General features: G+C 61.5%; 16 protein-coding genes. 6 read left to right on the top strand and 10 right to left on the bottom strand.

Annotated features, from left to right (window positions below; all coding sequences use genetic code 11):
• The first annotated feature begins 155 nt into the window (after positions 1 to 155).
• Positions 156 to 1,061, top strand: coding sequence for a UTP--glucose-1-phosphate uridylyltransferase GalU (galU, locus tag RPG13_RS29910; protein WP_095484065.1), 906 nt, complete (start codon positions 156 to 158; stop codon positions 1,059 to 1,061).
• A 151-nt stretch (positions 1,062 to 1,212) separates the two neighbouring features.
• Here the strand turns inward: galU and RPG13_RS29905 are convergent, their stop codons facing one another.
• Positions 1,213 to 2,925, bottom strand: a complete 1,713-nt coding sequence (locus RPG13_RS29905; protein ID WP_337126685.1) for an outer membrane beta-barrel protein — start codon at positions 2,923 to 2,925, stop codon at positions 1,213 to 1,215.
• A 151-nt stretch (positions 2,926 to 3,076) separates the two neighbouring features.
• Between RPG13_RS29905 and RPG13_RS29900 the strand changes: the two genes are divergently transcribed.
• Complete coding sequence (locus tag RPG13_RS29900) at positions 3,077 to 4,078, top strand: KpsF/GutQ family sugar-phosphate isomerase (RefSeq protein WP_337126684.1); 1,002 nt, start codon at positions 3,077 to 3,079, stop codon at positions 4,076 to 4,078.
• Positions 4,079 to 4,125: 47 nt separating this feature from the next.
• Here RPG13_RS29900 and RPG13_RS29895 read toward each other — a convergent pair whose 3' ends face one another.
• The 7 genes from RPG13_RS29895 to RPG13_RS29865 all read right to left on the bottom strand — a co-directional run bounded on the left by RPG13_RS29895 (position 4,126) and on the right by RPG13_RS29865 (position 12,526).
• Positions 4,126 to 4,596, bottom strand: a complete 471-nt coding sequence (locus tag RPG13_RS29895) for an NfeD family protein (RefSeq protein WP_095484068.1) — start codon at positions 4,594 to 4,596, stop codon at positions 4,126 to 4,128.
• Positions 4,597 to 4,606: 10 nt separating this feature from the next.
• Positions 4,607 to 5,554, bottom strand: coding sequence for an SPFH domain-containing protein (locus RPG13_RS29890; protein ID WP_337126683.1), 948 nt, complete (start codon positions 5,552 to 5,554; stop codon positions 4,607 to 4,609).
• Positions 5,555 to 5,807: 253 nt separating this feature from the next.
• Positions 5,808 to 6,872, bottom strand: coding sequence for a ferrochelatase (gene hemH, locus RPG13_RS29885; protein ID WP_337126682.1), 1,065 nt, complete (start codon positions 6,870 to 6,872; stop codon positions 5,808 to 5,810).
• A 146-nt stretch (positions 6,873 to 7,018) separates the two neighbouring features.
• Complete coding sequence (locus tag RPG13_RS29880; RefSeq protein ID WP_337126681.1) at positions 7,019 to 9,028, bottom strand: 5'-nucleotidase C-terminal domain-containing protein; 2,010 nt, start codon at positions 9,026 to 9,028, stop codon at positions 7,019 to 7,021.
• A 178-nt stretch (positions 9,029 to 9,206) separates the two neighbouring features.
• On the bottom strand, positions 9,207 to 9,578 hold the full coding sequence (locus tag RPG13_RS29875; protein ID WP_095484234.1) for a hypothetical protein: 372 nt from the start codon (positions 9,576 to 9,578) through the stop codon (positions 9,207 to 9,209).
• A 197-nt stretch (positions 9,579 to 9,775) separates the two neighbouring features.
• Positions 9,776 to 11,221 carry a homospermidine synthase gene (locus RPG13_RS29870; RefSeq protein WP_337126680.1) on the bottom strand — a complete coding sequence of 482 codons (1,446 nt, stop codon included), beginning with the start codon at positions 11,219 to 11,221 and terminating at the stop codon, positions 9,776 to 9,778.
• 369 nt (positions 11,222 to 11,590) lie between these two features.
• Positions 11,591 to 12,526: a LysR family transcriptional regulator gene (locus RPG13_RS29865; protein ID WP_337126679.1), complete on the bottom strand. Its 936-nt coding sequence runs from the start codon at positions 12,524 to 12,526 to the stop codon at positions 11,591 to 11,593.
• A gap of 141 nt (positions 12,527 to 12,667) precedes the next feature.
• On the opposite strand from RPG13_RS29865, the gene RPG13_RS29860 reads away from it, so the two are divergent.
• Positions 12,668 to 13,093, top strand: a complete 426-nt coding sequence (locus RPG13_RS29860) for a YybH family protein (RefSeq protein ID WP_337126678.1) — start codon at positions 12,668 to 12,670, stop codon at positions 13,091 to 13,093.
• A 254-nt stretch (positions 13,094 to 13,347) separates the two neighbouring features.
• Here RPG13_RS29860 and RPG13_RS29855 read toward each other — a convergent pair whose 3' ends face one another.
• Positions 13,348 to 14,397, bottom strand: coding sequence for a LacI family DNA-binding transcriptional regulator (locus RPG13_RS29855; protein WP_337126677.1), 1,050 nt, complete (start codon positions 14,395 to 14,397; stop codon positions 13,348 to 13,350).
• Positions 14,398 to 14,591: 194 nt separating this feature from the next.
• On the opposite strand from RPG13_RS29855, the gene RPG13_RS29850 reads away from it, so the two are divergent.
• Positions 14,592 to 14,918 carry a MoaF-related domain-containing protein gene (locus RPG13_RS29850; protein WP_095484075.1) on the top strand — a complete coding sequence of 109 codons (327 nt, stop codon included), beginning with the start codon at positions 14,592 to 14,594 and terminating at the stop codon, positions 14,916 to 14,918.
• Positions 14,919 to 15,054: 136 nt separating this feature from the next.
• A complete protein-coding gene (locus RPG13_RS29845) occupies positions 15,055 to 15,498 on the top strand; it encodes a DUF6640 family protein (RefSeq protein WP_127294532.1) in 444 nt (147 codons plus the stop codon).
• A gap of 161 nt (positions 15,499 to 15,659) precedes the next feature.
• On the opposite strand, the gene RPG13_RS29840 is transcribed toward RPG13_RS29845, so the two are convergent.
• Entirely contained in the window at positions 15,660 to 16,040 is a 381-nt protein-coding gene (locus RPG13_RS29840) for a Fur family transcriptional regulator (RefSeq protein WP_095484236.1), read from the bottom strand.
• 265 nt (positions 16,041 to 16,305) lie between these two features.
• On the opposite strand from RPG13_RS29840, the gene aztC reads away from it, so the two are divergent.
• Complete coding sequence (gene aztC, locus RPG13_RS29835) at positions 16,306 to 17,292, top strand: zinc ABC transporter substrate-binding protein AztC (RefSeq protein WP_292712164.1); 987 nt, start codon at positions 16,306 to 16,308, stop codon at positions 17,290 to 17,292.
• Positions 17,293 to 17,305 lie beyond the last annotated feature (13 nt).

The following is a 17,305-nucleotide window of genomic DNA, read 5'->3' as shown; positions in this document are numbered from 1 at the left end:
GGTTTACCATAGGTGCCGTTGGGAACGAAAAGCCGCGTCGGTGCTTTACGAACTACAAATTTTTTCTGACCAGCCGTTCCATAATCCTCGATTCCGGCACGAAAATGTCTCGAAGCGGGATTGCCGAACAGGCTTACAAACGGATAATTGACAGCATGAAGAGAGTTCGCAAGGCAGTTTTCCCGGTCGCCGGTCTCGGAACCCGGTTTCTCCCGGCCACCAAGGCCATACCCAAGGAAATGCTGACTGTCGTCGACAGGCCAGTTATCCAGTATGTGGTCGACGAGGCACGCGAAGCCGGCATCGAGCATTTCATCTTCGTGACCGGCCGTAACAAGGCGGTCATCGAGGACCATTTCGACGTCCAGTTCGAACTCTATGATACGCTCGCCCAGCGCGGCAAGAACGACGAGCTCGCCCGCCTGCAGCGGCTGCAACCCTCGCCGGGGCAGACCAGCTTCACGCGCCAGCAGGTCCCGCTTGGCCTTGGCCATGCCGTCTGGTGCGCCCGCGAGCTCGTCGGGGACGAGCCCTTCGCGCTGCTTTTGCCTGATATGATCATGCAGTCGGAAAAAAGCTGCATGAAGGAGATGGTCGAGCTTTATGCCGAGACCGGCAACAACATCGTCGCCGTTCAGGAATGCGACCCCGCCGAGGCCCATAAATACGGCATCGTCGGTCGCGGCGAGGATACGCATCACGGTTTCCGCATCACCGGCATGGTGGAGAAGCCGAAGACCGGCACGGCACCCTCCAATCTATACATCAACGGGCGCTACATCCTGCAGCCGGAGATATTCGGGATTCTCGAGGGCCAGGAAAAGGGCGCCGGCAACGAGATCCAGCTCACCGATGCGATGCTGAAGCTGGAGAAGCAGCAGCCCTTCTATGGCTGCCACTACCAGGGGCGCACCTTCGATTGCGGATCGCCGGAAGGCTTTGTCGAGGCCAACGTCGCCTTCGCACTGTGGCGCAGCGACGTGAACGGGAACATGGCGGGCGCCATCCGCAAGCTTCTCGACGAGTTGAAACCGTCAGAGCAGCGGGGCGCGGCGTTCTAGGGAGCTGACATTCAGCGCGGCCTGCGAACGGCGATTCCTGCGCTTCCGGTACACGTGTTCCAATGTCCGCTGCGTTCAGGCTCGCGGAACCACCGTTTTCCCCCCGGCCTGACCCGAATCTCGGCAATCCCCAAACCTTCAACGGCTTGCTTTACGGCTGCAGCGTTACCCCGACGAAGATGCTGTGGGCCGTGTAGTCGCGGCCCTCCAGGTTGCTGGTCTGTTTTTCGGTTCTGGCGCGTGTGGTCAGTCCGGCATACCGGTTCAGCCACCATGTCAGTCCGGCCTCGGCGCTCAGCGTCAGATCATGGCCGTCGGACCCGATGTAGTCGCGCCAGCCTACGCCGAGAGCTGCATTCCCGATCAGGTTGGCACGGATTTCCCGCTCGCCCGTCAGGAGGCCGGAGTAAAGGATGTCGCCGCTTTCGTCGGGGGTTGTTGTGCCCTCGACGGTCGTTTGTCCGATGAGGCCGATCGTGGTGCCGCGTTCCGGCGACCATCTGAGGTCGGCGTTCACCGTGGCACCCGAAATTGCCGGCAGCCGGTCGTCGTCGATCGCCTCCCGCAGCCAGCCGGCCGAGAATTCGCCGGCAAGCTTCTCGCCGAGGTCGAGCTCGGCGCCGGCCCGTATGCCAAGCAGCGTCGAGGATCGTTCGAAACCATTGGTGTCGACGCGCAAATCATAGACCCGGCGGCCGACTTCGACTTCGGTGAAGGGGGTGATAGCGGGGGAAATCTCGTAGCCGGTGCGCAAGGTGGCGGTATAGAGCGTCGAGTCACGGTCTTTCTGCGACACCGTTCCGCCCGTCGAAAGCTTGGCGTCGCCGTAGATGTCGTGTTCGACTGCGCCGGTCAGGGCGAAGCGCATCTTGCCGGCATCCTTCTCGACCGCGAGGCTGCCATCAATGGTCTGGCGCACTGGCTGCTCGATGGTGCCTTCGACAACGACCGGCGACGAAGCCGATTCCGGCGCCGCCTCGTAACCGAGCTTGGCGATGGCGCGCAGATCGTTGTCGAGGTCGACATTGAGCGTGCCGTCGACTCGGCCCCGCAACTCCTGAATCTCGTCGCCCGATATGGTCTTGAGAAAAGTGCCGTAGCCGTCGATGACAGCCGAATTCTCTCGCCAGTCGGAGACGGCATTGAAGCGCAGCGTCGTTTCCGACAGCAGTGCCGGCTTGCCGTCGGCGCTTGAATCGGCATTCGACGAGGCCGTCAGGCCTTGCTCGAGCGTCGGCCTGATCACGAACGAGCCGAGTTTGATGCCGGTGGCGGCGAACGGGTCGTCCTCGGCCTTCCGGTCCCGACCTTCGATGGCTTCGGTGCGCTCGGCGCCCGGATCGAGCTCCTGCCTGTCGGCGGAATCAATTGTCACGGCCCGGCGGTTGGTGGCGTCCTGGTCCGTCCCGGCGGTGTCCGTGTCGTCCATCGTGGCTGCAGTCGCGGCGGTGGCTTCTGCCTTGGCGGCCTCTGCCTCGTCTTGGTCGGCCGTGCGTTGCCTTTCGCTTGATGGCCGGCGCGGCGGGACGGGAGCGGGCGTTTCCGCAAACGGATCGTCGGTGGCTTCCGGCGGATCGAAAATGCTGCCGGTCGCGGGCGCGGTGTCGTCGTCCAGTACGGCGCCCGGGCTGGCCGGCTGATAGGTGGGCGCCGGCGCATCGCTTTGGGTGGTTGCGCTGGCCTGTGCCGTCTGATCCTGGGCGCCGGCCAGAATCGCCGATTCCGAAACCTCGCCGCGCAGCTCGGTTACCTGGGCATAGGGCTGCGCTGGTCGCAGCAAGGCGAAGACGCTGGTCGCCAGCAGCAAGGCGCAGACCGCCTTGCCGTTTCGTCTTCTTTTCTTTTCAGGCTGGGCCCCGGACATCGCCACCACTGCTTGCGCGGCGCGCGCGCGCCATACTTACCGAACCGTAAACGGGGATGGTTAACGGAGGGTTGAGGCGACAGTTCATCAGGCCGCACTGAATGGCAATTCCGTTGGACAGGCGCATGGCAAAGCGCTAATCGCATCAGCCATGCATGCGGGATCCCCAGACAAGAAGCGGCTCGACGGGCAAGCTTCGATAGCCTCGGCGCTCAGAACGGTGGCAACCGAGCAGGCCGGTGTCGCGGCGCTGGCGGCCGCGCTCGAAAACGGATTGGCCGAACCGTTCGCGCGCGCCGTCGACATGGTGTCGCAGATCGAAGGCCGCGTCATCGTCACCGGCGTCGGCAAGAGCGGTCATATCGGCTCGAAGCTGGCCGCGACACTCGCCTCGACCGGCACACCGGCGTTCTTTGTCCACCCTGCCGAAGCCAATCACGGCGACCTCGGCATGATCGCCAGGGACGATGCCATCATCGCCATGTCGTGGTCGGGCGAGAGCCTGGAGCTCAAGGGCATCATCGCCTATTCCAGGCGCTTCTCGATTCCGCTGATCGCGGTCACCGCCGGAGAACGATCGGCGCTGGCGCGCGAGGCCGATGTGGTCCTTCTTCTGCCGCGCGCATCGGAAGCCTGCCCGCATGGCCTGGCGCCGACGACATCGACGCTGCTGCAACTAGTGATCGGCGATGCGTTGGCCATTGCCCTGCTCGAAGCGCGCGGCTTCACGCCGGATCATTTCCGCACCTTCCATCCAGGCGGGCAACTTGGCGCCAATCTGACGCAGATCCGCGACATCATGCATGTCGGTGACAGGCTGCCGCTGGTGCCTTCCGGCACCGGGATGCGCGAAGCGATTCTCGAATTGTCGCGCAAAGGGTTTGGCTGCGTGGCGATCACCGCCGAGGACGGTGCGCTGATCGGCATCATCACCGACGGCGACATCAGGCGCCACATCGGCAGCAATCTTTTGGCGATGAGCGTCGATCAGGTCATGACCAAGGAGCCGAAGACGGCCGGGCCGGACACGCTGGTGGCGACGGCGCTGCAGACGATCAACACTTCCGCCATCACCAGCCTGATGGTGGTCGAGGGCAGGCGGCCGATCGGACTTGTCCATCTGCACGACCTGCTGCGTATCGGCGCGGCCTGACAGACCTCAGGGTTTGTCAGAAAATCACCCCGCAGAGATGGGTGGGGTCAGCCCTGAACCGCCTCGACCGTCAATTCCAGATCGGTATCGGCCGCGCCTGTCACCCGCACCTGCGTGCCGGCCGGCAGATCGGGGCCGGAGACGCGCCATAGCGTGTCGCCGAGCTTTATGCGGCCGCGCCCGTCCTTGATCGGCTCGGCAAGCGTCGCCATCCTGCCGATCATCTGTGCGCCGCGGCGGTTGAGCAGTGGCTGGTCGGTCGGGTCATGGCGCCCACCCACCAGTCTCTTGCCGACATAGGTTGAAACCAGCGACATCGCGAGGAAAGCGAGGACCTGGACCTGCCAGGTCCAGAAACCCGCGTCCCAGATGAGCAGGGAGACTGCACCGATCAGCAACGCGGCGATGCCGATCCATAGCATGAAGATGCCCGGCGCGATGACCTCCATTACGAGGAGGACGAAGCCGAGAACCATCCAATTCCAGGGGCCGAGTTCGGAAATGATGCGGTTGAACATGGGATCGGCCTCAGGTCTGGCTGGGGCGAACCACGGGCGGGCGTGAAGCTTGCCGCGCGCCGGCAGTGCCTTCGCTCCCGAAGACTTCCTTGGCGATTGCGCCGATGCCGCCGAGCGTGCCGATCAGTGATGACGCTTCAATGGGCATCAGCACGACCTTGCTGTTTGTGGCAGAGCCGATCTTGGTCAGCGCTTCGGTGTATTTCAGCGCGACGAAATAGTTGAGCGCCTGCACGTCGCCCTTGGAGATCGCTTCCGACACCACCTGTGTGGCGCGGGCCTCGGCCTCGGCCGAGCGTTCGCGCGCCTCGGCGTCACGGAAGGCGGCTTCCTTGCGGCCCTCGGCTTCCAGGATCTGCGACTGCTTGAGGCCTTCGGCGTCGAGGATCTGCGCGCGCTTGTTGCGTTCGGCCATCATCTGGCGACCCATCGATTCGACAAGGTTGGCCGGCGGATTGATGTCCTTGATCTCGACGCGGGTGATCTTGATGCCCCACGGATGCGCCGCCTCGTCGACGACGCGCAACAGGCGTTCGTTGATGGCGTCGCGGTTCGACAAAAGCTCGTCGAGGTCCATCGAGCCCATCACGGTACGGATGTTGGTCATCGTCAAATTGAGGATGGCGTTCTGCAGACCAGCGACCTGGTAGGCGGCCTGCGCGGCGTTGAGCACCTGGTAGAAGGCGACGCCGTCGACGGCGACGGTGGCGTTGTCGCGGGTGATGATCTCCTGGGTCGGGACGTCGAGCACCTGCTCCATCATGTTCAACTTGGCGCCGATGCGGTCGACGAACGGCACGATGAGGTTGAGGCCGGGACTCAACGTCTTGGTATAGCGGCCAAAGCGTTCGACGGTATAATTATAACCTTGGGGGATTGTCCGGATGCCTTTGAAAAGCACGAGCACAACAAGGGCGACAAGAACAAGAAGCGCGATATCGAAACCACTGAAATCCATTTGGCTCTCCCTCAGATGCCGAGCACATTAGAACGGCGCGCGTCCCACTGGACGCGCAAATTACGCTCTAATTTTTATACCTGCGCATCGTGCTTCCCAAAAATCGATTTCGATTTTCGTGCCGATGCGATAGTCGCTTCCATACAACCGACTTCACCAAACACTTAAGTGTGTTTCAGAAATGTTACAATCAGGTGATCGCGGATTGCCGGTGTATAGACAGACGGGCTGGCGGCGCTCGATTGTGTCAGCTTCAGATCCAGCCCGACAGTTCGCGCCGCACCATCGCCTCGATCACCGCCATACCCTCGGCACTGTCGTTGAGGCAGGGAATGTGCGCGAACTTTTCGCCGCCGGCGTGATGGAAAGTCTCGGCCGCCTCCCTGCCGATCTCGTCCAGCGTCTCGATACAATCGACAGAAAAGCCCGGATTGACGATGGCGATCGATCTCACGCCTTCTCCGGCTAATTTCTCGACCGTCTTGTCGGTGTAGGGCTGCAGCCATTCCTGCGCACCGAAGCGCGACTGGAACGTGGTAATCAGCCTCTTCTCATCCCAGCCGAGCTTTTCGCGCAGCAGCCGGGTCGTCTCCAGGCAATGGGCCTGATAGGGGTCGCCCTTATCGGAATAGGGCTTCGGAATGCCGTGGTAGGAGGCGATGACCACCTCAGGCTCGAAATCGAGGATCGCCAGATGGCGCTCGATCGAACGGGCAAGCGCCTCGATATAGATCGGCTCGGCATAGTAAGGCGGCACGCTGCGGATCGCCGGTGCGCGGCGCATCTTCATCAGCGCGCGAAACAGCTGGTCGTTGGCGGTCGCGGTTGTGGTCGCGGAATACTGCGGATAGAGCGGAAAAGAGAGAATGCGGTCGCAGCCTTGCGCGACCAGCCCCTTGGCGACGCTCTCGGTCGAAGGGTTGCCGTAACGCATCGCCCAGTCGACTACGACATTGGGGAGGTCGCGCAGCGCTTCGGTCAGCTTTTCGCTCTGGGCGCGGGTGTAGGTGCGCAGCGGCGACTCGTTGCGCTGCCGGTTCCAGATCCTGGCATAGTTGGCGCCCGACTTCTTCGGCCGCGTGGTGAGAACCAGCCCATAGAGGATCGGGTACCAGATCGCCTTATTGAGCTCGATGACGCGCGGATCGGACAGGAATTCCCTGAGGTAACGCCACATCGGCTTGAATTCGGTGCCGTCGGGCGTGCCGAGATTGACCAGCATGACACCGATCCTGCCCGCCCCGACCGGCGGCTGCCCTGCCGGCAGCGGGCCGAGGGCCTTCGCAGCCTTGGGATCGACAGGGTTGGAAAGCGTCATAAAGGGATCTCCGGACACCGCGCGAAACTAGCGATGCCACGCCGGTTTTCAATGCAGCGTCTGGCCGCACCTTATCTTAACCTCAGGCGGAAAGCAGAAAACCCGCCCGGTTACCCGGACGGGTTTTCCGACAATGACGGAAGAACTTAGTTTGCGGCCGGCATAGTCAAGGTTGCGCCGACGGGAAGGCGGCGCGGTTCGTAGTTCTTGTTGGCGTCGGAGATCGTTTTCCACTTGGCGCCATCGCCATAGGCCTTCTCCGCCAGATCCCAATAGGTATCGCCGGCAACGATCACATGGCTGCTTTCGGCCGGTGCGGCCTCGGCTGGCTTGGCCGGTTCCGCTGCAGGAGCCGGTGCCGCAGGCGCTGCCTCGGCTGGTTTTGCGGGCTCGGCAGGTGCCGGCGTTGGCGGGGCGGGTTCCGCCGGGACCCCCGGCGGCGTCGTGGCGATGTCGCTTGAACCCGCCGGGGGTTCGGGCATCGCCGGCTCCGCAGTTGCGGCTGGAGCCGTTTCTGCTGGCTTGGCCGGTTCCGCAGCGGCGGCCACCGCGGCCTCGGTGATGCGGCCATCGAGCTTCGGCGTATAGGGCCGATGCGCGCTGAGATAATCGGCGACCACCTGTTCGAGGCCCGGACCGTAATCATAGGCGTTCTTGGCCTTGTCGGCGAACACCTTGTAGCCGTCGCCGCCCTGGCGCACATAGTTGTTGGTGGCGACCAGGTAATCCTTGTCTGGATTGATCGGGACCCACGCGCCGCCTTCCATGACCTCGACCGACTTGACGCGCCCGGCATTCGGGGCAGCCGATTTGTCGAATGAATACTTCAGGCCGGCAACCTGCGGGAAGCGTCCGGCACCGTCCTCGATCTGGCTGAGACCGTTTTCGAGCCCGGCAACCAGATCCTTGCCGGAAATCTGGAAGGTCGCCAATGTGTTCTGGAATGGCAGCACGTTCAGCACTTCGCCCATGGTGACGGTGCCCTGATCGATCGAGGCGCGCAGACCGCCGCCATTCGAGATGACGATCTCGACGCCCTGGTCCTTGACGCGGTCGAGGACGGCATCGGAGACGAGGTTGCCCATCTCGCACTCGCGGGTGCGGCAATTCTCACGACTGCCGTCGATCGCCTTGGTGGTTTCGGCGACCTCCTGGTTCTTCAACGCCTCGATCGGCGCGCCGAGCTCCTTAATGCGGGCAAGCACGGCGGGATCAGGTGTGATCGACTTATCGAGGTAGATCGGGTCACCACTGGCTTGCTTGACGATGCCGTTGTCGTCGAACACGACCTTGAATTCGCCGAGATATTTCGAATAGGACGCCGCCTGGACGACGGGCACTTGGTAGCCGTCCGGATTGTCGACCATCGTCGGGTAGGGGCCTTCAGCCTTGGGGTCGGTGTTGGACAGCAGCGAGTGACTGTGGCCGCCGACCACCACGTCGACACCTGGGATCTTGGCGATGACGTCGCGCTCGCGCTTGTAACCGATATGGCTGACCGCGATGATCTTGTTGACGCCTTCTCCCTTCAGTTTTTCGACCTCTGATGTGATCGACTTGACGTCGTCTTCGATCTTGACGTTAGGGCCTGGCGAAGCGAGCTCCGGCGTGTCGTTGGTGACCGCGCCGACGATGCCGATCTTCTGGCCGCCGACCTCGATGACGATCGACGGCTTTACGCGGTCACCGAGTTTGGATTGCGCGTTGGCCTTCACATTGGCGCCGAGCACCGGAAACTGGATCATGTCGAGGAACGGCGCAAGCGCCGCCTCGCCGTCGTCGAACTCGTGATTGCCGACCCCCATGGCGTCGAATTTCATCTGGTTGAGGAATTCGCCTTCGGTCTTGCCCTTGTAGGTTATGTAGAAGAGCGAGCCCTGGAAATTATCGCCGGCGCTGAGCAGCAGCACATTCTGGCCTTCCAGCTTCTTGCGCTCCTGGGCGATCGCCGTGATCAGCCGCGCCGCGCCGCCGATGCACTCGCCCTTGGTCTCCTCTTCGGCCGAGCAGGTCGATTCATATTTATTGTTGCTTTCGATGCGGCTGTGCCAGTCGTTGATGTGCAGGATGTTCAGTGTGTAGTCGGCAAAGGACACGCCGGCCGACAGACCAAGCGCGGAGGCCGAAAGGGCGGCAATGGCGGCGATCTTCTTCATTTTCGTCTCCCCGATGACCTGTTTAACGCCCTTGCTTGACCGCAACATAACAGCCAGCTTTTTGCCATGTTCACATCGCGTTTCGGCCGATGCAAGCAGAATCGGGGTCAGCTTTGCCGGCGCAAAAAAGACGGCGGCCTGAGGCCGCCGTCCTTTGCAAAAGCAGTTCAGTGTGGGCTCAGGTGCGCCGCGTCAGCACAAAATTCTGCCCGCTCGCGCTGGTGCAATTAAGCTGGGAGGTGGAGATCAACAAGCAGTTGAAGCTGATCGGCGTCTGGCGGATCAGCGAAGTGCCTTTGATCTCGACCGAAGTGCCGCCGGTCATCGTGTAGCTACCGTCGGCAAGTTTCTGGCCGGTGTCGGTCGCGACGGTGTTGAAGCCACCGCCGGCGAAGGTCGACAGGCCCGTGCCTTGCGCATCGATCCATGAGCCTTCGACCGGGCTCCGTGCGGCCAATGGCGGCCCGCCCGGGCCGGCGGTGGTGCATGCCGCCAAGGCGGCAGCGGCCGCGACAATGCCGGCCGAAAGCAGTTTGCGCGCAATCGTCATCATCAAAATCCTCTCCTTTCGTATCGGCCCGACAATCGATCCGATTTTCGGAAAGCACGATGCGTACATTCAAAGCGCCAGAGCGTACTTTGTGCGTCCAAGTGGACGCACGTCGCTCTAGGCCGCCCTCCTTCAATCGCCCGATTTCCAGGCGATTGCAAGGCTGTGAGAGATTGCTACCGAGCGAGGATGCTGCACTATCGAACGAGGATGTTGCGGAATTGCCATGGGTCGTTTTTGTCGAGGTCTTCCGGGAACAGACCAGGGCGGTTATCGAGCGGCGTCCAGTCGGTGTAGTAGCCCTTGATCGGCCCGAGATAGGGGGACTGCACTTCCAGGCAGCGCTTGTAGTCCATTTCGTCGGCCTCGACGATGCCGGCCTCGGGATTTTCCAGCGCCCAGACCATGCCCGCCAGCACCGCAGACGTGACCTGCATGCCCGTGGCGTTCTGATAAGGCGCCAGCTTGCGCGCTTCCGCCAGCGACAGTTGCGAGCCGTACCAATAGGCGTTCTTATCGTGGCCGTAGAGTAGCACGCCGAGCTCGTCGACACCGTCGACCAGTTCATTTTCGTCGAGCACGTGATGCACGGCTTGCGCCTTGCCGGCGGCGCCGAACATCTCGTGCAGCGACAGCACGGCGTCGTTGCAGGGGTGGTAGGCGTAGTGGCAGGTCGGGCGATATTGAACCTTGCCCTTCTTACCGCGCAGGGTGAAGAAGTCGGCGATCGAAATCGACTCGTTGTGCGTCACCAGGAAGCCGTATTGCGGTCCAGGCGTCGGGCACCAACTGCGCACGCGCGTGTTGGCGCCCGGCTGCTCCAGAAAGATCGCGGCCTTCGAGCCGTGCTTGTGCTTCTTGGCGTTCTTCGGCATCCACGTCTCATGCGTGCCCCAGCCGAGCTCTGCCGGTTGCAACCCTTCCGAGATGAAACCTTCGACCGACCAGGTGTTCCAGAACACATCCATCGGCTTCGGCTTCTTGGTGCGCTGGGTGTCGCGCTCGGCGATGTGGATGCCCTTGACGCCGGCCTTCTTCATCAGCCTCGCCCAGCCTTCGCGATCCTGCTGCGCGGGCTCCGAGAACTCGAGGCCAAGATCGGTGGCGAGGTTGACCAGCGCCTGCTTGACGAACCACGAGACCATGCCGGGATTGGCGCCGCAGGTGGAGATTGCGGTCGCACCGCCGGGGTGCGCGTGCTTTTCTTCGATCATGGATTCACGCAGCGCGTAATTGCTGCGGCTGGCATTGTCGGCCTTGGCGTCGAAATAGAAGCCGAGCCATGGCTCTACGACGGTATCGATGTAAAGCACACCCAGCTTGCGACAGAGCCGCATCAAATCCACTGAGCCGGTGTCGACCGACAGGTTGACGCAAAAGCCCTGGCCGCCATCTTTGGTCAGCAGCGGCGTCAGCAGCTTCTTGTAGTTTTTCCTTGTCACCGCATCCTGCATGAATGTGATGCCGCGCTCGTCGAGCAGCTTGCGGTCGGTATCGCGTGGGTCGATGACCGTCATGCGCGACTTGTCGAACTTGAAATGGCGCTCGATCAGCGGCAGCGTTCCCCGTCCGATCGAGCCGAAGCCGATCATCACGACAGGGCCGGTGATCTCGCCGTAAACGGGCCAGTTTTCATTCGCCATTTATTGATTACTCCCTCAGATAGGCTGAAAAGCCGGGCAAACAGACGCAAAGCGGAGCATTTTTTTGCCCGACCGCCACGCGCTACAACCACAGATCATTGTCATAAACCAGTGAAAAGCGCCAACCGCGGCTACGCTGCGTTGGCGACGTGGTTAAGGCCGAAACCGTGGATGGGCGAAGCTCAAGATCGGCTTTTCTCGCTTCCGCAGCAACCGACGTCCGTTAGGCCGCAATGGCGGGGAGCCTATCCGGGCAACCGTGATGAGGTCGAACGGATGTTCGCGGAGTCCGGAGCTTCATCTTCGCACGCCGGACTGCATTAGGGTGGCATTTCGCCTGTTCCTGCAAACGCCCCGCTCACGGGAAGCTCAATCCCTTGGCGCTTGTCCTTCGATCAAAGTCTTGCGCCGAGCAAGCTGGTTGGCCAGGAAGTCGAGAACCGTACGAATCCGGGTCACTCGCCTGAGGTCCGGGTGGGTGAGCAGCCACAAGGCCGCCTCCATGTCCGCCAGAGGTCCACGCACCCGCCTAAGGTCGGGATCCTGATCTGCCAGGTAGCAAGGTAGCGCGGCGACCCCCATGCCAGCATGTGCGGCGGCCTGCAGGGCCAGGAGCGAATTTGCGCGGTGGACGATCCGATCCTCGGCGACGTTCTGCTTAAGCCATCTCGCCGACTGGAGATGGGCAAGGCTCTCCTCAAAACCTATCCAATCGAAGTCCGGCAGGGGGGCGTCAAGGGGGCGCCGCGCCAGATAGGCTGGCGAAGCGTATGGCGCAGTCGCCAGTTTGGCGAGTTTCCTTCCGACCAAGTTGTCGGGCGGTGCGCTAACCGGCCTGATTGCGATGTCGGCGTCTCTTTTCGACAGCGTGAAGAACGAGTTGTCGACAATGAGTTCGATCATGATCTCCGGTCGTTCCTGGGCCAATACGGTAAAGATCGGGCCGAGCAGCTCGACTAAAGTGTCCGCGGTGGTCACCCTTACTGTTCCAGACGGCCGCAAATCCTGGCCAGCCAGGCGGCGCTCAAGATCGGTCAGATCGTCCAAGACGCGGGTGGCTGTAATGAGGGCGACTTCGCCGGCCAGGGTGAGCGTGTATCCATCACGAGCACGCTCGAACAGATGTGCTCCCAAACGCCCTTCCATCGCGCCCAACCGTCGAAAAGCAGTAGAGTGGTCAACGCCCAAATGGCGGGCCGCCGCACTCAGGCTGCCGGCCTCTCCGATGGCGCGTATCAGGCGCAGGTCCGACAGTTCAAAGAGTCTTTGAGTCAGCACAGCCAGACCTCCAAGTCCGGAATCCAACGGGATGCCTCATCAAGCCGATTGCCTCTGTCCGCTCGTTCTTGCGGAAACTGCAAGCTCTGCTTTCATTCTTGCCGGGTGTTTTTGCAAAACATGAAGACAAATATAGCTTGTAGCACATAACCACGGAAGGAGATCGACATGGGCGCTCCCTCGCAAGAACTCTGCAATCTGTGGCTGGCACGCGCCTTCAATGCGCACGACGTGAGTGCAGCAATAGCGATGTATCATCCTGCCGCATCAATCGTTCAGGTGGATCAGGTCCACGGTGGCACAACGATCGCGCGCGGCGCCGACGCCATTCGCGAAACCATGGCCGCCTACGTCGGCATGAACCCGCATATGGATGTCGTCACACACCACACCACGATTACCGGCGACTTCGCGATGACGCGATCGCAATGGCTGATCAAAGGCGTGGATCAAAATGGCAAGCCGATCGAAGTGCATCATCACGGTATGGAGGTGCACCGGAAGCTGCCGGATGGCACCTGGGCCTTTTTTATCGACCATCCCTTCGGCGCAGACCCCGATTGGGCGGTCGAAGCGCCACCAAAAACGGACTAGGCTTGCCGCACTTTAAGGCCTCACGCTTGGCACGGACGCGTCCCTTCGGGATCGGGCTCCATTCGCGGCGTGCACAAATGCGGTAACTTCCGTTCGATCCGCCCATACGTTCAAAGCCGCTTGCACAGCACGGCAAAAATACAGATCGTCACGCTTGGATGACCAAAAGCGAATGTCGCGAAGGATAGGCTTCAGTCTCGCCAGTGGCTGCGTAACCGCGGCGTGCGCACCACGCCAGCAACGCGCGCGCCCGTTCAGCGGATTTTTGCCCTCGGCGCGGCTGTGGACGCCCGAACCACCAGTTCCACAGGCAGAACGACTTGGCGGGGTGGTTCATTGTCAAGAACCATGCGAGCGGCGAGCCTGCCTTTTCCGATCACGTCGTGCGCAATAGTCGTCAGCGGCGGCCTGGTGCGTGCGGATTCGGCAGTGCCATCGAAGCCAATGACCGATACATGGCCCGGCACCTCTATGCCGCGCCGAACCGCCTCGTCGAGTATTGTGATCGCTTGCCAGTCCGACATGGTCAGGATTGCGGTGGCTTCCGGCACATTGTCGAATACCACTGCTCCAACAGACGGATCGCCCGGCGTCGTCTCGATGATCGGGACATCGTCGATCGACAAATTCGCCTCCGCCAAACCCTGCTTGAAACCGTCGAGCCTTTCGTCGTCGAGCGGGAAGCCGGCCAGAAGCGGGCGCTTTGCCTGTCCGGGCATGTGGACGATCGGAGGGCCCGGAGTCCTCCGTATGGATAAGATGCCAAAATGCTGGTGCCCCAGCCCAGTCAGATGCCGGACGGCAGCTACCGCGCCACTTCTGCCGTCGATCTTTATCGAATTGATGTCGGGACCTGCATCGCTTTCGAGAATGACGAAGGGCAGGCGCCGTCGTTGTGCCGATGTTATGAGACCGATATCCGCGCTGTGACCAAGGATGAAGCCGTCAACGAGGGCCTCGCGGATGCTGGCAAAGCGCGTGTTGTCGGTGCCGTTCACAAGGCTTAGCGTCGTTCCGGCCTCGTCGCAGGCAAGCGAAGCGCCCAGCACCAGCTCGCGGCCATAGGGGCTTCTCATCACCTCGGCGATGGCGTAGGCGCCAGGCGGCATGAAGCCGATGGCATTGAACTTGCCGTCCCGCAGCAAACGTCCTTTCGGGTCGGGGCCGCCAAACCCGAGCGCCCGCGCGGCCGCTTCGACGCGCTCGCGCAATTCAGGCCTGACCAGCTCCGGCCGGTTGAAGACGTTGGAAACAGTCCCCCGGGAAACTCCGGCAGCCTTGCCGACATCGGCTAGGGTTGGCATTGGCGGTTCACTCGTTTCCTTTCAGTTAGACCACAATTTGGAGCGCTCCAAGAATTTTGTTGACTCGAAAGTGGAAAAGGCAGATCGTTTTTCTTGGAGCGCTCCAAATTGGTATATATGGCATTTTTTTGCAACTGAAGCACCGGTAGATTGCAAATAGCCTTGGTCACAAAGGCCAAGCCAGTGGAGGAGTCATGGCAGAAACCAATATTTTTCCAGCCTCGCTTATCGGTAAGACTTTCGACTGCGTTTTCGGCGCATTCGTGCCTCGGCTGACGTTTTTCTCGCCTGAGGAATTGCATGTGCAGGCGTCGATCGGAGCGGCCGAAATTGACGAGGTGGTCAAGATCGACATGACCAGCGTACGCCCGAACCTCGTGCTCATGAGCTGGACGGAGCGAAGCGGCAACTTCATTGTGCAGTTGCAGGATCACGAGAATGGGATCGTCCATAATTATGCGCGTCTGGCCGATGGGCAGCTTTTCTGTGCCCAAGGCGCCATTCAATCCGTTCCGGCATGACGCTACCCGCGCCGCTGCCCGGCAAGGTGGACGTCGGCCTGCGGCCCGACGTACCGTCGGTTCCCGTTGAGGGCAGTCCGGAGGCCAAACTGCTGAAGTGCCGTCATCGATTTCGCCAATGAAGGAGGAAAGTGCGATGGAACTTGCCTACGACAGTCATCTGCTTGCCCGAATTCTTCTGAGCGTTGCGACGGTGGGTTACGGTGTGGTGACAATCAAAGCCGACTTGAACGCAACACACGCCACTAATCCGCTGTGGACTCCGCACGCCCGGTTTCACGTCGTCTGGCAGGTGCTGAGCTATACCGGGGTCGCGCTGATTGCGCTGGGACTTATCTGGATTGCAGGGCCACTCGAAGCCGAGCGGCTCTATCTCGCCGGCGGATTGGGCGCCGTCATGTATGGAGCGTTCTTCGTGGCCATGCTCTCACGACCGATCTATGGCGGCGTGCTCTATGACGAGAACGGCTACCTGCCATTCCGACCGCCGTTCGGACCAGCAGGCTGGCGGTGGGATGTCAATGTCACGGTCTTTACCGCGATGTCGGCGATCCTGCTGCTAGGCCTGGCCGCAATTTAGGACAGCGCCAGCGCCTTGAGCCGAGCGGCCAGCCGGTGACGCTCGTCGGTCATGCCCTTCTAGTCGAGTTGGGCAAGGGTCGAGCGCCAGCAGTTGCGCGGCGAAAGATGCGGCGAGCATTGCCGGCGCCGAGAAAACCGGTGAGCACGAAGACGGGCATCTCATCCATGCGCGCAAGACTCGCATAGACCCGAGAGCTCCACCGTGGCCGACTTGGTTCGGAAGCCCTGCCGTCGGGCAATCCGGCGCAGCACCCGCTCCAATGCCGGATCGTGAACTTCACTTGCTCGCCCGCAATTCGCGCAGATAGCAAAGGCGGCGCGCCCGTGGGTGCATTCGCCATGGACGCAAAGCGCGAACGCGCTCAGGCTCTCGATCCGGTGGATCAGGCCCTCCTCGATGAGCCGATCCAGGGCGCGATAGATCTGTAGCGGTGAGCGGAGTCCTTCCTGGCGAAGGAGCCCAAGCAATTCGTAGGCCCCCATCGGTCTGTCGGAGCGCGTCAGCGCGTCGAGAACCAACTGCTGATTACGTCCAGGCATCCGTTGTTCCTTCGTGTTCCACGCAGTTTCGAGCACAAATGGCGACCAATTGTTATAGTATAACATTTTTCGGTTGACGAACGTGATAACATAACATAACGGATCGTCAAGAGCGGGATCGAATGGTGGCTGTGTGACCTTTCAAGACCTGACGCTGAGCTACAACGGTCACCCCGCCATGCATCACCTCGACGGGATCGTCCGGCCTGCCATGTGCGTCCGGCATGTCCCCCACAGAACCGCTTGAACAGAAGGAGTTGATCGAATGTCCAGGACGCTGAAGCTTGCCGCCTTGGTGGGCGTCATAACATCGTTGCCAATCACCCCGTCGGTGGCCGCGGCCGAGAACCTCAAGGTTGTCGCGAGTTTCTCGATCATCGCCGATTTCGCCAGGAATGTCGGCGGCGACCGTGTCGACATCATCACGCTGGTCGGTCCGAATGGTGACGCCCATGTCTACGAGCCGAAGCCGGCGGATGCTGCCGCCGTTGGTTCGGCCGACGTGGTGCTCGTCAACGGCCTCCAGTTCGAGGGCTTCCTCCAGCGTCTCGTCGAGGCGAGCGCCACGAAGGCGCCGATCGTGGAATTGACCAAAGGCGGCGAGGTGTTGCGCAACACCGAGGAAGAGCATCACCGTGATCACGATAAAGCCGCCAAGGGCGAGGAAGGGCACGCTGCGGAGGCGGAAGAGGGCCATGAGGAAGCGCACCACCATCACGGCGAGTCCGATCCCCATGCATGGCAATCCGTGCATAACGCTGAGGTCTATGTGAAGAACATCGCCGACGCCTTCTGTGCCGCCGATGCAGCCGGCTGTGACACCTATCGGGCCAATGCTGAATCATATGGCGAGCAGATTGAGGCGCTGGAAGAGGAGATCAAGGCTGCTGTAGCCGAAATCCCCGAGGGCAAGCGCACGATCATCACCTCCCACGACGCCTTTGGGTATTTCGAGCACGAATACGGCATAAAATTCCTCGCGCCGGAGGGCGTCTCCACCGAATCTGAAGCCTCAGCCGCCGACGTCGCGGCCCTCATCAAACAGATCAGGCAAGACAAGGCTTCGGCAATCTTCGTGGAAAACGTCACCAATCCCCGCCTGATCGAGCAGATCGCCAGCGAGACAGGCCTGAAAGTCGGCGGTGAACTCTACTCCGACGCCCTGTCGGGCGAGAACGGCCCGGCCGCGACCTATATCGAGATGATGCGGCACAACATCACGACGATCAAAGGCGCGATTCTCGCAAGCTGATCGCCACGATGGA

Origin of the sequence: Mesorhizobium sp. ISC15 (assembly GCF_037162615.1) — a bacterium.
Classification (GTDB): Bacteria; Pseudomonadota; Alphaproteobacteria; order Rhizobiales; family Rhizobiaceae; genus Mesorhizobium; species Mesorhizobium mediterraneum.
Note: the sequence above shows the minus strand (reverse complement) of the source record. Positions and strands in the feature narration are given on the sequence as shown.

Bases quoted from the DNA above. Each gene is read 5' to 3' on its own strand.
- RPG13_RS29900 (WP_337126684.1), top strand. From the start codon at position 3,077: ATGCATGCGGGATCCCCAGACAAGAAGCGGCTCGACGGGCAAGCTTCG.
- RPG13_RS29860 (WP_337126678.1), top strand. From the start codon at position 12,668: ATGGGCGCTCCCTCGCAAGAACTCTGCAATCTGTGGCTGGCACGCGCC.
- RPG13_RS29870 (WP_337126680.1), bottom strand. From the start codon at position 11,221: ATGGCGAATGAAAACTGGCCCGTTTACGGCGAGATCACCGGCCCTGTC.
- RPG13_RS29855 (WP_337126677.1), bottom strand. From the start codon at position 14,397: ATGCCAACCCTAGCCGATGTCGGCAAGGCTGCCGGAGTTTCCCGGGGG.
- hemH (WP_337126682.1), bottom strand. From the start codon at position 6,872: ATGACGCTTTCCAACCCTGTCGATCCCAAGGCTGCGAAGGCCCTCGGC.
- RPG13_RS29905 (WP_337126685.1), bottom strand. From the start codon at position 2,925: ATGTCCGGGGCCCAGCCTGAAAAGAAAAGAAGACGAAACGGCAAGGCG.
- RPG13_RS29895 (WP_095484068.1), bottom strand. From the start codon at position 4,596: ATGTTCAACCGCATCATTTCCGAACTCGGCCCCTGGAATTGGATGGTT.
- galU (WP_095484065.1), top strand. From the start codon at position 156: ATGAAGAGAGTTCGCAAGGCAGTTTTCCCGGTCGCCGGTCTCGGAACC.
- aztC (WP_292712164.1), top strand. From the start codon at position 16,306: ATGTCCAGGACGCTGAAGCTTGCCGCCTTGGTGGGCGTCATAACATCG.
- RPG13_RS29845 (WP_127294532.1), top strand. From the start codon at position 15,055: ATGGAACTTGCCTACGACAGTCATCTGCTTGCCCGAATTCTTCTGAGC.
- RPG13_RS29840 (WP_095484236.1), bottom strand. From the start codon at position 16,040: ATGCCTGGACGTAATCAGCAGTTGGTTCTCGACGCGCTGACGCGCTCC.
- RPG13_RS29850 (WP_095484075.1), top strand. From the start codon at position 14,592: ATGGCAGAAACCAATATTTTTCCAGCCTCGCTTATCGGTAAGACTTTC.
- RPG13_RS29890 (WP_337126683.1), bottom strand. From the start codon at position 5,554: ATGGATTTCAGTGGTTTCGATATCGCGCTTCTTGTTCTTGTCGCCCTT.
- RPG13_RS29880 (WP_337126681.1), bottom strand. From the start codon at position 9,028: ATGAAGAAGATCGCCGCCATTGCCGCCCTTTCGGCCTCCGCGCTTGGT.
- RPG13_RS29875 (WP_095484234.1), bottom strand. From the start codon at position 9,578: ATGACGATTGCGCGCAAACTGCTTTCGGCCGGCATTGTCGCGGCCGCT.